Genomic DNA, 12218 nt, shown 5'->3' on the forward strand with positions numbered 1-12218 from the left:
TGCCAGCGCGGTTCGTTTTGCCGCGTTTCCCAGGGCAAGCCATGATCCGGAACAGAAGGAGCCTGCACGCCATGCCGCAATCGTCCTCCCTCAACCGCCGCGTCGTCCTGGCCGCCCGCCCGCAGGGCGAGCCTGCCGACAGCGATTTCCGCCTGGAAACCGATGCGGTGCCACAACCCGGCCCCGGCCAGCTATTGCTGCGCACGGTCTATCTGTCGCTCGACCCCTATATGCGCGGCCGCATGAGCGATGCGCCGTCCTACGCCGAACCCGTGAAAGTCGGCCAGCCCATGGTGGGCGGCACCGTATCGCGGGTGGTGGCGTCCAACCACCCCGACTATCCGGCAGGCGAGTGGGTACTGGGCCAGTCCGGCTGGCAGGACTACGCCGTGTCCGACGGCGCCGGCCTGCTCAAGCTGGGCCAGTCGCCCGACCGGCCGTCCTATTCGCTGGGCGTGCTGGGCATGCCGGGCTTTACCGGCTATATGGGCCTCTTGGATATCGGCCAGCCCAAGGCTGGCGAAACCGTGGTGGTGGCCGCGGCCAGCGGCGCGGTCGGCGCGGTGGTGGGCCAACTGGCCAAGATCCATGGTTGCCGGGCCGTGGGCATTGCCGGCGGCGCCGACAAGTGCCGCTATGTCGTCGACACGCTGGGCTTTGACGCCTGCATCGACCACAAGGCCCCCGACATGGCCGAGCAACTGGCGCGCGCCGTGCCGCAGGGCATCGACGTGTACTTCGAAAACGTCGGCGGCGCCGTGTTCGACGCCGTGCTGCCGCTGCTCAATCCGCGCGCCCGCGTGCCGGTGTGCGGCTTGATTTCGGCCTACAACGCGACGAGCCTGCCCGACGGCCCGGACCGCCTGCCGCTGCTGATGCGCACCATCCTCACCAAGCGCATCAAGATGCAGGGCTTCATCATCTTCAATGAATACGCGCACCGCTACGGCGAATTCCGCGAGGCCATGCAGGGCCTGCTGAAAGACGGCCGCATCCAGTACCGGGAAGACGTGGTCGAGGGCCTGGAAAATGCGCCGCGCGGCCTGATGGGCCTGCTCAAGGGCGAAAACGCCGGCAAGCGCATCGTGCGCGTCGGCCCCGATGCATAGGAGCGCAACATGAATATCCTGATCGTGCTGACTTCCCACGACACGCTGGGCAACACGGGCCGCAAGACCGGCTTCTGGCTGGAAGAGTTTGCCGCGCCGTACTACGCCTTCCTGGACGCGGGCGCGACGCTGACGCTGGCTTCGCCCCAGGGCGGCCAGCCGCCGCTGGACCCCAAGAGCGACGACCCCGACGCCCAGACCGACGACACCCGCCGCTTTCGGCAGGACCCCGCCGCGCAGCAGCGCCTGGCCGCCACGCGCCGCCTGGCCGAGGTGCAGGCGGCTGACTACGACGCGGTGTTCTATCCCGGCGGCCATGGGCCGCTGTGGGACCTGGCCGAAGACCCCAAGTCCGTCTCGCTGATCGAAACCATGCTGGCGGCCGGCAAGCCCGTGGCCGCGGTGTGCCATGCGCCCGGCGTGCTGCGCCACGCCAAGACCGCCGATGGCAAGCCGCTGGTGCAGGGCCGCCAGGTCACGGGCTTTTCCAACGCGGAAGAAGCGGCGGTGCAATTGACCGACGTGGTGCCTTTCCTGGTCGAAGACCAACTGGTCGCGCTGGGCGGCTTGTACACGAAGGGGCCGGACTGGCAGCCCTATGTCGTGTCCGACGGACTCTTGATCACCGGGCAGAATCCGGCGTCGTCGGTGGGCGTGGCGCAGGCGTTGCTGGACCGCCTGAAGGCTTGATGCGCGTGCGTGCGGGCAGGTGGGTCGGATGCCTGCCAACGCGTTGCCGATGTCCGCATCGTTGTACGGATCGATGCGCCGCGCGGGCCGCGCGCTTGTGTCAGAATTGATACTTTCTGACACAAGCGCGCGGTTCCGTTGCAACCGCGCGCGCCATGCCTAATGCCTCCAGACTTGCCCCCGCAGGACGCGTCCGCGCCTGCTGCCTGTTCCGCCGGTTCGTGTGAAGCCGCGCTGTTCGCCGCGATGCAGGCTCGCGATCTTGCCACCGGCCGCCATTGCCACCGCGTCGTCGCCCTGAGCGTGGCGCTGGCCCACGCCTGCGGCTTGCCCGAAGACGAACAACAGGCCGTTGCCGTGGCCGCCCGCCTGCACGACGTGGGCAAGATCGCCACCCCCGACCGCGTGCTGTTCTCGCCCAAACGGCTGGAAAAAGAAGATTGGGAAATCATGAAGTCGCACGCCGCCGTCGGCGCCGACATCATCATGCATAGCGACATGCCGCAGCGCGAACGGATCGCGCTGGCCGTGCGCCATCACCACGAACACTTCGATGGCTCAGGCTATCCCGACGGCTTGGCCGGGCACGACATTCCGCTGCATTCGCGCATCATCTCGCTGGCCGATTCCTACGACGCGCTGGGCGACGCGCGGCCGTATCACCCGGCGCGCACGCACGCCGAGATCCTGCGCATTCTGAATGTGGAAGCCGGGGCCAAGTGCGACCCGGACCTGCTGCGCGTCTTTGAGACGATGATCCAGCACAGCCCGCTGCGCGTGCCTTGAACGAAGCGGGTGAGGCGCGCGCCGCATGGACGGCGCGCGCGAGAGATCACTTCAGCTTGTAGTGCGCGGCCACGCCGGCCAGCGCTTGCAGCGTGCGCTGCTGCCAGGCGGCGTCGTGGCCCAGTTCCTCGGCCAGGATGCGCGCGACTTCCGGCGCGGCCATCAGGGCGGCGTCGGCGTCCAGGAACAGCGCGCGGTTGCGGCGCGCCAGCACGTCCTCGGCGCTGCGCGCCAATTCGAAACGCGCCGCGAAACGCACGTGCGCTTCGGACAGGCCGCTGCTTTTCACCAGCATGCGATCCGCGCCGGGCAGGGCCTTGAGCGCAGGCAGGTCGCTGCCGTAGTAGCTGTCCGGCGTGCCGGCGTGTTCCTGCGACGGCGCCAGGCCGTTCGCGCCATGCAGCGCCAGCGACTCGGTGCGGCAGCTGGCCTGCGTCAGCAACTGGTGCTGGATGGCCGTATCCACCACGTCCTGCGCCATGCGGCGGTAGGTGGTCCACTTGCCGCCCGTGACCGTCACCAGCCCGGCCTGCGACACCAGGATGGTGTGCTCGCGCGACAGCGACTTGGTGGACGCGTCGCCGGTGGCCTTGACCAGCGGCCGCAGGCCCGCCCAGACGCTGGTGACGTCGTCGCGCGTGGGCTTGCGGCTGAGGTAGCGCGCGGCCGTCTGCAGGATGAAGTCCACGTCCTGCGCACCGGCTTCCGGGTCCAGCGGCAGGTCGTTGCGCGGTGAATCGGTGGTGCCCACGATGGTGTGGCCGTTCCAGGGCACCACGAACAGCACGCGGCCGTCGTCGGTCTTGGGAATCAGGATGGCGCGCTTGCCGGGCAGGAAGTCGTGCGGCAGCGTCAGGTGCACGCCCTGGCTGGGCGCTACCATGGTCGGCGCGTTCTTGTCTTCCATGCGGCGCACGCTGTCGACCCACACGCCGGTGGCGTTGATCACGCAGCGCGCGCGCAGCGTGAAGGTGGCTTCGCCCAGCGCGTCCTGCGCGGTCACGCCGTCGACCTTGCCGCCGGTGGTGGTCAGGCCCGTGGCCCGCACATAGTTCACCGCCGTGCCGCCCAGATCGAACAGCGTGCGCATCAGGCTGAGCGCCAGGCGCGCGTCATCGAACTGGCCGTCGTAATACAGCACGCCGCCTTTCAGGCCGCGGCCGTTGACGTTTTCGGCCAGCGTCGGCGCATTGGCCAGCGTGTCGCGGCGCGACAGCCAGCGGCTGGGCGACAGGTTCAGCTTGCCGGCCAGCATGTCGTACATCTTCAGGCCGATGCCGTAGAAGGGCTGGTCCAGCAGGTTGTAGGCCGGCACCACGAAGCCCAGCGGCCACACCAGGTGCGGCGCGTTCTGGTTGAGCAGGCCGCGTTCGTGCAGGGCCTCGCGCACCAGGCTGATGTTGCCTTGCGCCAGGTAGCGCACGCCGCCGTGGACCAGCTTGGTCGCCTTGCTGGACGTGCCCTTGGCAAAGTCGGCGGCTTCGATCAGCAGGGTGCGGTAGCCGCGGCTGGCGGCGTCGACGGCCGTGCCCAGGCCGGTGGCGCCGCCGCCGATGACGATGACGTCCCAGGCGGGCGTGTTGTCCAGTTGCGCCAGCAGGCGGTTGCGGTCGGGCGGGGTGACAGAGGCGGACGTTTGGTTCATATGCAAGGGGGCGGCTGGGCCGCTAGGTAATCAGTGCGGTGTGTCGTAGGGGCAGGGCGCCGCGTCAGGCGGCCTTGGCGGCGTTCGGCGCGGCGGCGACCTCGCAGCGCACGCCGGAATCCAGCAGCACCTGGGCCAGCGGTTCCTGCGGATGCGCGTCGGTGAAAAAGCGGTCGATCTGCGAAATGTGTGCCAGTTCCACCATGGCCTGGCGCTTGAATTTGCTGCTGTCGGCGGCCAGCCAGACCTCGCGCGATTGCTCGATGATCGTGCGCGCCACGCGCACTTCACGAAAATCGTAGTCGCGCAGCGTGCCGTCGGCCTCGATGCCGGAAATGCCGATCAGGCCGATGTCGACCTTGAACTGGCGAATGAAGTCCATGGTGGCTTCGCCGACGATGCCGCGGTCGCGCGAACGCACCACGCCGCCGGCCACGATGACCTCGCAATCGGGGTTGTCCGACAGGATGTCCGCCACGTGCAGGTTGTTGGTGATGACGCGCAGGCCGCGGTGGCGCAGCAGGGCGCGCGCGATGGCCTCGGTGGTGGTGCCGATGTTCAGGATCAGCGAACAGCCGTCGGGCACGGCGCGGGCCACGGCCTCGGCAATGCGTTGCTTGCCGGCCGCGTGCAGCCCCTGACGCTTGCGGTAGGCGATGTTCTCGATGGTCGACGCTTCGATGCGCACGCCGCCATGAAAGCGCGACAGCAGGCCGGCTTCGGACAGGATGTTGACGTCGCGCCGCACGGTCTGGAGCGTGACGTCAAAGCGTTTGGCAAGCTCTTCGATCGTGGCCGAGCCTTGGGCTCGCACCATTTCGATCAAGGCGCTTTGTCTAGGATTCAGTGTCATGTTCGCATCATAAAACAACAAAAGCGAAAAATAATGACGCACTGCAAGATTGTTTTTTGTTCGCTTCTTCGGTAAAACGCACAAAAAACGAAAGCGATCTGAAAGAAAAACCTGAAACGGCGCGTTCTTGCGCGCCGCAAGGGCCGCTGTACCCAAGTATCGATGCCCGATTGAATAATCGGGGACGTATAAGAGGCAGGAGACCAGATGCAGCTGACCCTGGACAGGATAGGTTTGCGAGCCGGCTCGCAGACGCACCTGTATCCGATGACCCTGGCCCCGGTGCCGGGCGCCATGACCGTTTTGCTGGGGGCCACCCTGGCGGGTAAGACATCGCTGATGCGCATCATGGCCGGGCTGGACCGGCCTACCGAAGGCACGGTGCTGGCCGACGGCCGCGACGTGACCGGGGTGCCGGTGCGCCAGCGCAATGTCGCCATGGTCTACCAGCAATTCATCAACTATCCGTCCATGACGGTGTTCGACAACATCGCCTCGCCGCTCAAGCTGCGCGGCGAAGCGGGCATTGCCGACAAGGTCGGCGCCATGGCGGCGCGGTTGCACATCGATCACCTGCTGGCGCGCTACCCGTCGGAACTGTCCGGCGGCCAGCAGCAGCGGGTGGCCCTGGCCCGGGCCCTGGCCAAGAACGCGCCGCTGATCCTGCTGGACGAACCCCTGGTCAACCTGGACTACAAGCTGCGCGAAGAACTGCGCGACGAGCTTTCAGCCTTGTTCGCGCAGGGCCGCTCCACCGTGGTCTACGCCACCACCGAACCGGGCGAAGCCCTGTTGCTAGGCGGTCACACCGCGGTGCTCGATGCCGGCGAACTGCTGCAATACGGCCCCACGGCCGAGGTCTTTCACCGGCCCAATTCCATCCGCGTGGCGCGCGCGTTCAGCGATCCGCCCATGAATCTGTTCGCCGCGCATCGTAACGAACAGGGCTTTGCGTTGCAGGGCGGCATCACCGTGAACCGGCATCTGCCGCCCAGCACGGGCGCCGACCTGACCGCCGGCCTGCGCGCCGGGGCGCTGGACGTGACCTCGCGCCCCGGCCACATCGGCCTGGACGGCGTGGTCAAGCTGGCCGAGATCTCCGGGTCTGACACCTTCGTGCATGCCCGCACGGCCGCCGGCGACGTGGTGGCGCAGTTGCCCGGCGTGCACCGTTACACGCTGGACCAGCCGCTGACGCTGTATTTCGACCCGGCGCAGACCTATGCCTTTGGCGCCGACGGCATCTTGCTGGCTGCGCCCGCGCGCCGCACGGTGGCAGGGGCCGACTGATGGCACAGATCGAGCTGGACCTCTCTCATTCCTACGTCGCCCACCCCCAGGCCGACGAGGACTATGCGCTGCTGCCGCTGAAATTCACCTTCCGCGACGGCGGCGCCTACGCCTTGCTGGGCCCGTCGGGCTGCGGCAAGACCACCTTGCTCAATTGCGTATCGGGCCTCTTGCGCCCATCGCACGGCCGCATCCTGTTCGACGGCCAAGACGTCACCGGCAAGACGCCGCAGGCGCGCAACATCGCCCAGGTGTTCCAGTTTCCGGTGGTGTACGACACCATGACGGTCGCCGAGAACCTGGCCTTTCCGCTGCGCAACCGCGGCGTGCCGCCCGAGCGCATCCGCGAACGCGTCGGCCGCATCGCCGAAATGCTGGAGATGTCGCACGTGCTGAATCGCCGCGCCAGCGGCCTGACCGCCGACGCCAAGCAGAAGATCTCGCTGGGCCGCGGCCTGGTGCGCAACGACGTGTCGGCCATTCTGTTCGACGAACCGCTCACCGTCATCGACCCCCAGCTCAAATGGGAACTGCGCAGAAAGCTCAAGGAAATCCACCACGAATTCAAACTCACGCTGATCTACGTGACGCATGACCAGACCGAGGCGCTGACCTTTGCCGACCAGGTGATGGTGATGGCGCGCGGCCGCGCCGTGCAGGTGGGCAGCGCCGACGACCTGTTCGAACGTCCCGCGCATACCTTCGTGGGCCACTTCATCGGTTCGCCCGGCATGAACTTCCTGCCCGCCCAGTGGCGGGACGGCGCGCTGCGGGTGGGGCAATGCCGCGTCGATGGCGTGTCCGATGCCCTGGCGGCCAAGCTGGCTCATGCCGGCCCGGTCAAGCTGGGCGTGCGCCCCGAATACCTGCGCCTGACCGACGCCCAGGCGCCCGGCGCCTTGCCGGTGCGGGTGGACCGCGTGCAGGACGTGGGCACCTACACGCTGCTGGTGGCCGACTTCGAAGGCACGCCGCTGCGGGCCCGCCTGGGCGCCGACATTGCCGCGATCGCGCCCGGCGCCACGGTGTGGCTGTCGGCCTTGAATCCGCACACGTGCTTCTACCGTGACGAGGAACTGATCCGATGAAACCGATCAATCACCGGGCCTGGTTCCTGGTTCTGCCCGTGGTGCTGTGCGTGGCGTTTTCGGCCATTCTGCCGCTGATGACCATCGTCAATTACTCGGTGCAGGACATCATTTCGCCCGAGCGCCGCGTGTTCGTCGGCACCGAATGGTTCGCCGCCGTGCTGCAGGACGAAGAGCTGCACGGCGCGCTGTTTCGCCAGATCGGCTTTTCGCTGGCCGTGCTGGCCATCGAGATCCCGCTGGGCATCCTGCTGGCGCTGTCGATGCCGGCCAGCGGCTGGCGGGCGTCGGCGGTGCTGGTCATCATTGCGCTGTCGCTGCTGATCCCGTGGAACGTGGTGGGCACCATCTGGCAGGTGTTCGGCCGCACCGACATCGGCCTGCTGGGCGCCACGCTGTCGTGGCTGGGGGTGGACTACAACTACACCGGCAACGACGTCGACGCCTGGGTCACCGTGCTGGTGATGGACGTGTGGCACTGGACGCCGCTGGTGGCGCTGCTCTGCTATGCGGGCCTGCGCGCCATTCCCGACGCCTACTACCAGGCTGCCCGCATCGACGGCGCCTCGCGCCTGGCCGTGTTCCGCTTCATCCAGCTGCCCAAGATGCGCGGCGTGCTGATGATCGCGGTGCTGCTGCGCTTCATGGACAGCTTCATGATCTACACCGAGCCCTTCGTCCTTACCGGTGGCGGCCCCGGCAACGCTACCACCTTCCTGTCGCAGTACCTGACGCAGAAGGCCGTGGGCCAGTTCGACCTGGGTCCGGCCGCGGCGTTCTCGATCATCTACTTCCTGATCATCCTGCTCTTGTGCTTCATCCTCTACAACTGGATGCAGCGCGCCGGCACCACCGGCGGCTTTGACGAGGAGCGCGCCAATGCGTGATTCATCCACCTGGTGGCGCGGCGCCTTCCTGGCGCTGTACCTGGTGTTCGCCATCCTGCCGCTGTACTGGATGCTGAACATGTCGTTCAAGACCAATACCGAAATCGTCAGCACGCTGACCCTGTGGCCGCGCGATTTCACGCTGGAACACTACCGCACGATCTTCACCGATCCCGCCTGGTATTCCGGCTACATCAATTCGCTGATCTACGTCGTCATCAACACCGTCATCTCGCTGGCCGTGGCGCTGCCCGCGGCGTATGCGTTCTCGCGCTACCGCTTCATCGGCGACAAGCACGTGTTCTTCTGGCTGTTGACCAACCGCATGACGCCGCCGGCCGTGTTCCTCTTGCCGTTCTTTCAGCTGTACAGCTCGTTCGGGCTGATGGACACCCACCTGGCCGTGGCGCTGGCGCACCTGGTGTTCAACGTGCCGCTGGCCGTGTGGATCCTGGAAGGCTTCATGTCCGGCGTGCCGCGCGAGATCGACGAAACCGCGTATGTCGACGGCTACTCGTTCCCGCGCTTCTTCCTGACCATCTTCCTGCCGCTGATCAAGTCCGGCGTCGGCGTGGCGGCGTTCTTCTGCTTCATGTTCAGCTGGGTCGAACTGCTGCTGGCCCGCACGCTCACGTCCGTCAACGCCAAGCCCATCGTCGCCACCATGACCCGAACCGTCTCGGCATCAGGCATGGACTGGGGCGTGCTGGCGGCGGCCGGCGTGCTGACCATCGTGCCCGGCGGCATCGTCATCTGGTTCGTGCGGCACTACATCGCGAAGGGCTTCGCGATGGGTCGGGTCTAGGGTCAACAGGCGAGTCAACGGGCCATGGGGCAGGGAGCACACATGTTCAGCTGGATGGTATGGACGACCCCGGTCGCCGTGTTCTTCTCATGCATCGTCCTGATGCTGGTCGGCATGACTGTCTGGGAACTGAAATCGCCCACGGTCGAGCGCAAGGGCTTTCTGCCCCTGCGCACCACGCGGGGCGACCGCCTGTTCATCGGCTTGATGGCCGCGGCCTGGCTCAACCTGGCGTTCCTGGGTTTCGGCCAGAAGGCGGTGGAATGGTTTTCGCTGGATGAGCCGCCTTCGGTGTGGATCAGCTTCGTGCTGTCCATGCTGCTCTTGGCGTTCATCATGAGAAAAGGCTGAACGGGGCAACAGAACCCCACGCGACATCAGCGGTTTGGAAGGACTATCGGCCAGCGTCTTCCCCGGCCAGCGGTCCGCAGCACGATACGGGAAGACTTATCGAGGAGACAGGTCATGAAATTGCGCATGCACGCCATGGCGGCCGCCATCGCCCTGATCGGTACGTCAGGAGCCTGGGCCGGCGAGCCGGAAGCGAAAAAGTGGGTCGATTCGGAATTCCAGCCGTCGTCCCTGTCCAAAGACCAGCAGATGGCCGAGATGAAGTGGTTCATCGACGCCGCCGCCAAACTCAAGGCCAAGGGCGTCACCGAAATCAACGTGGTGTCCGAAACCATCACCACGCATGAATATGAATCCAAGACCCTGGCAAAGGCCTTCACGGAAATCACCGGCATCAAGGTCAACCACGACCTGATCCAGGAAGGCGACGTGGTCGAGAAGCTGCAGACGTCGATGCAGTCCGGCAAATCCATCTACGACGGCTGGATCTCCGATTCCGACCTGATCGGCACCCACTACCGCTACGGCGCCATCCTGCCGCTGTCCGACTACATGGCTGGCGCCGGCAAGGAATGGACCAACCCGGGCCTGGACCTGAAGGACTTCATCGGCACCAAGTTCACCACCGCGCCCGACGGCAAGCTTTACCAGTTGCCCGACCAGCAATTCGCCAACGTCTACTGGTTCCGCGCCGACTGGTTCGCCCGGCAGGACCTGAAAGACAAGTTCAAGGCCAAATACGGCTACGACCTGGGCGTGCCCACCAACTGGTCCGCCTACGAAGACATCGCCGATTTCTTTTCGAACGACGTCAAGGAAATCGACGGCAAGAAGGTCTATGGCCACATGGACTACGGCAAGAAAGACCCGTCGCTGGGCTGGCGCTTCACCGACGCGTGGCTGTCCATGGCCGGCGCCGCCGACAAGGGCCTGCCCAACGGCCTGCCGGTGGACGAATGGGGCATCCGCGTCGCCGACGACAAGTGCACCCCCGTGGGCGCCTCGGTCGCGCGCGGCGGCGCCACCAACAGTCCGGCCGCCGTCTATGCGCTGACCAAGTACGTCGACTGGATGAAGAAGTACGCGCCGCAGCAGGCCATGGGCATGACTTTCTCGGAATCCGGCCCGGTGCCCGCGCAAGGCCAGATCGCCCAGCAGATCTTCTGGTATACGGCCTTTACCGCCGACATGACCAAGAAGGGCCTGCCGGTCGTCAACGAAGACGGCACCCCCAAGTGGCGCATGGCCCCGTCGCCCTACGGCCCGTACTGGAAGGACGGCATGCAGAACGGCTACCAGGACGTCGGCTCGTGGACCTTCTTCAAGTCCACCAACCCCGACAAGATGGCCGCCGCCTGGCTGTACGCCCAGTTCGTCACGTCCAAGTCGGTCTCGCTCAAGAAGTCCATCACCGGCCTGACCTTCATTCGCGACAGCGACATCCACAGCGACTACTTCACCAAGAACGCGGCCAACTACGGCGGCCTGATCGAGTTCTACCGCAGCCCGGCACGCGTGGCCTGGACCCCCACCGGCAACAACGTGCCCGACTACCCCAAGCTGGCCCAGCTGTGGTGGAAGAACGTCGCCACCGCCGTCACCGGCGAAAAGACCCCGCAGGCCGCCATGGACAACCTGGCCAATGAAATGGACCAGGTCATGGCGCGGCTGGAACGCGCCGGCATGGCCCAATGCGCGCCCAAGCTGAACGCCAAGGGCGATCCGAACAAGTGGCTGTCGGATCAACACGCGCCGTGGAAGAAGCTGGCCAATGAAAAGCCCAAGGGCGAGACGGTTGCTTATGAGAAGCTGCTGGAAGCCTGGAAGGAGGGCAAGGTGCGGTAAGCGCATCGACGCCTGAGTTTTTTCATCCCGCGCCACGGCTTGGTCCGTGGCGCTTTTCTGTGGATGTCAAAAACGTAATCTCCCTATTCGCTTTCTGTCTGCATCACCTTCCTAGAATGAATTCCGTGCAGTACCCAACGTGATTTCTAGGAGTGTGAAGCATGCAGATTCTTCGTAAAACCGCATTGGCCCTGGCCCTGGCGGCGGGTGTTTCGGGCGCCGCGCTGGCGCAGCCGGTGGCATCGGCCGGCGCGCCGGCCACGGCGTTGACCAGCCCGTACGGCCAGTCATTGACCCGCGCCGAAGTGCTGGCCGATCTGGCACTGTGGAAGCGGGCCGGGGTGGACCGGTTCTGGCGCGGCGAGGCCACGCCGGATATCTACAGCCCGGAATACAAGGCCGCGTTCTCGGAGTATGTGCGGCTGCGCACGGGGCCGGATTACCAGGCCGAGGTGCAGCGCCAGACCGACGCGCGCCGCTAGAGGCGAGAGGGCCTGGACGTGAGCCACATCATGCTCACCGGCATGCCCGCGTCCGGCGACAGGTTGCAGTTCGCGGACCTGGAGCTGGACCTGCTGCGCTTTCGGGCGTGGCGCGACGGCCAGGCGCTGCTGTTGACGCCCAAGGAATTCGGGCTGCTGGCCTCGCTGATGGGCAGCCCGGGCGCGGTGTTCACCAGCTGGCAATTGGCCGCGCTGGTCTGGAAGACCAAGGCCGATATCCATGGGCCGCAACACATCAAGTGTCAGGCGGTCGCCATCGCCATGCGCCGCCTGCGCAAGAAGGTCGATGGCGGTTGCCGGCCGCGGCTGTTGCACGTGATACGCGGCGGCAGCTTCATGCTGGCGGCCGGGCCGCTGTGACCGCCA

At 66.2% G+C, this 12218-nt stretch carries 13 protein-coding genes; 11 read left to right on the forward strand and 2 right to left on the reverse strand.

The window, feature by feature from the left end:
• Nucleotides 1–71 precede the first annotated feature (71 nt).
• The 3 genes from curA (at nucleotide 72) to AC3WMR_RS10350 (ending at nucleotide 2585) form a co-directional block, all read left to right on the forward strand.
• Entirely contained in the window at nucleotides 72–1109 is a 1038-nt protein-coding gene (gene curA, locus AC3WMR_RS10340) for an NADPH-dependent curcumin/dihydrocurcumin reductase (protein WP_492263019.1), read from the forward strand.
• 9 nt (nucleotides 1110–1118) lie between these two features.
• Nucleotides 1119–1799, forward strand: a complete 681-nt coding sequence (locus tag AC3WMR_RS10345) for a type 1 glutamine amidotransferase domain-containing protein (protein WP_492263020.1) — start codon at nucleotides 1119–1121, stop codon at nucleotides 1797–1799.
• Nucleotides 1800–1961: 162 nt separating this feature from the next.
• Nucleotides 1962–2585 carry an HD-GYP domain-containing protein gene (locus tag AC3WMR_RS10350; protein WP_492263021.1) on the forward strand — a complete coding sequence of 208 codons (624 nt, stop codon included), beginning with the start codon at nucleotides 1962–1964 and terminating at the stop codon, nucleotides 2583–2585.
• 46 nt (nucleotides 2586–2631) lie between these two features.
• Here AC3WMR_RS10350 and AC3WMR_RS10355 read toward each other — a convergent pair whose 3' ends face one another.
• Together AC3WMR_RS10355 and AC3WMR_RS10360 are read right to left on the reverse strand one after the other, a co-directional pair.
• Nucleotides 2632–4230, reverse strand: coding sequence for a glycerol-3-phosphate dehydrogenase/oxidase (locus AC3WMR_RS10355; protein ID WP_492263022.1), 1599 nt, complete (start codon nucleotides 4228–4230; stop codon nucleotides 2632–2634).
• A gap of 64 nt (nucleotides 4231–4294) precedes the next feature.
• Nucleotides 4295–5083 carry a DeoR/GlpR family DNA-binding transcription regulator gene (locus AC3WMR_RS10360; protein WP_025136358.1) on the reverse strand — a complete coding sequence of 263 codons (789 nt, stop codon included), beginning with the start codon at nucleotides 5081–5083 and terminating at the stop codon, nucleotides 4295–4297.
• A 207-nt stretch (nucleotides 5084–5290) separates the two neighbouring features.
• Here AC3WMR_RS10360 and AC3WMR_RS10365 point away from each other — a divergent pair, with 207 nt between their 5' ends.
• From AC3WMR_RS10365 to AC3WMR_RS10400, 8 genes are all read left to right on the forward strand, one after another.
• The gene (locus AC3WMR_RS10365) at nucleotides 5291–6373 is read left to right on the forward strand and encodes an ABC transporter ATP-binding protein (protein ID WP_492263023.1); all 1083 of its coding nucleotides are present in this window, start codon (nucleotides 5291–5293) and stop codon (nucleotides 6371–6373) included.
• Nucleotides 6373–7461, forward strand: coding sequence for an ABC transporter ATP-binding protein (locus AC3WMR_RS10370; RefSeq protein WP_492263024.1), 1089 nt, complete (start codon nucleotides 6373–6375; stop codon nucleotides 7459–7461). Before AC3WMR_RS10365 ends, AC3WMR_RS10370 begins: the two co-directional genes overlap by 1 nt.
• A complete protein-coding gene (locus AC3WMR_RS10375; RefSeq protein WP_025136361.1) occupies nucleotides 7458–8348 on the forward strand; it encodes a carbohydrate ABC transporter permease in 891 nt (296 codons plus the stop codon). The genes AC3WMR_RS10370 and AC3WMR_RS10375 overlap by 4 nt, the downstream gene beginning before the upstream one ends.
• Entirely contained in the window at nucleotides 8341–9153 is an 813-nt protein-coding gene (locus AC3WMR_RS10380; protein ID WP_263913235.1) for a carbohydrate ABC transporter permease, read from the forward strand. Before AC3WMR_RS10375 ends, AC3WMR_RS10380 begins: the two co-directional genes overlap by 8 nt.
• Before the next feature lie 42 nt (nucleotides 9154–9195).
• Complete coding sequence (locus AC3WMR_RS10385) at nucleotides 9196–9504, forward strand: DUF2160 domain-containing protein (RefSeq protein WP_047992707.1); 309 nt, start codon at nucleotides 9196–9198, stop codon at nucleotides 9502–9504.
• Between the two features lie 114 nt (nucleotides 9505–9618).
• Complete coding sequence (locus AC3WMR_RS10390) at nucleotides 9619–11349, forward strand: ABC transporter substrate-binding protein (RefSeq protein WP_492263025.1); 1731 nt, start codon at nucleotides 9619–9621, stop codon at nucleotides 11347–11349.
• Nucleotides 11350–11510: 161 nt separating this feature from the next.
• The gene (locus AC3WMR_RS10395) at nucleotides 11511–11831 is read left to right on the forward strand and encodes a DUF4148 domain-containing protein (protein ID WP_492263026.1); all 321 of its coding nucleotides are present in this window, start codon (nucleotides 11511–11513) and stop codon (nucleotides 11829–11831) included.
• A gap of 18 nt (nucleotides 11832–11849) precedes the next feature.
• Nucleotides 11850–12212: a winged helix-turn-helix domain-containing protein gene (locus AC3WMR_RS10400; RefSeq protein ID WP_492263027.1), complete on the forward strand. Its 363-nt coding sequence runs from the start codon at nucleotides 11850–11852 to the stop codon at nucleotides 12210–12212.
• Nucleotides 12213–12218: the final 6 nt, after the last annotated feature.

The sequence above is a fragment of the Achromobacter sp. FW305-C-28 genome (assembly GCF_058783235.1).

Bases quoted from the DNA above. Each gene is read 5' to 3' on its own strand.
- curA (WP_492263019.1), top strand. From the start codon at position 72: ATGCCGCAATCGTCCTCCCTCAACCGCCGCGTCGTCCTGGCCGCCCGC.
- AC3WMR_RS10345 (WP_492263020.1), top strand. From the start codon at position 1,119: ATGAATATCCTGATCGTGCTGACTTCCCACGACACGCTGGGCAACACG.
- AC3WMR_RS10350 (WP_492263021.1), top strand. From the start codon at position 1,962: ATGCCTCCAGACTTGCCCCCGCAGGACGCGTCCGCGCCTGCTGCCTGT.
- AC3WMR_RS10355 (WP_492263022.1), bottom strand. From the start codon at position 4,230: ATGAACCAAACGTCCGCCTCTGTCACCCCGCCCGACCGCAACCGCCTG.
- AC3WMR_RS10360 (WP_025136358.1), bottom strand. From the start codon at position 5,083: ATGACACTGAATCCTAGACAAAGCGCCTTGATCGAAATGGTGCGAGCC.
- AC3WMR_RS10365 (WP_492263023.1), top strand. From the start codon at position 5,291: ATGCAGCTGACCCTGGACAGGATAGGTTTGCGAGCCGGCTCGCAGACG.
- AC3WMR_RS10370 (WP_492263024.1), top strand. From the start codon at position 6,373: ATGGCACAGATCGAGCTGGACCTCTCTCATTCCTACGTCGCCCACCCC.
- AC3WMR_RS10375 (WP_025136361.1), top strand. From the start codon at position 7,458: ATGAAACCGATCAATCACCGGGCCTGGTTCCTGGTTCTGCCCGTGGTG.
- AC3WMR_RS10380 (WP_263913235.1), top strand. From the start codon at position 8,341: ATGCGTGATTCATCCACCTGGTGGCGCGGCGCCTTCCTGGCGCTGTAC.
- AC3WMR_RS10385 (WP_047992707.1), top strand. From the start codon at position 9,196: ATGTTCAGCTGGATGGTATGGACGACCCCGGTCGCCGTGTTCTTCTCA.
- AC3WMR_RS10390 (WP_492263025.1), top strand. From the start codon at position 9,619: ATGAAATTGCGCATGCACGCCATGGCGGCCGCCATCGCCCTGATCGGT.
- AC3WMR_RS10395 (WP_492263026.1), top strand. From the start codon at position 11,511: ATGCAGATTCTTCGTAAAACCGCATTGGCCCTGGCCCTGGCGGCGGGT.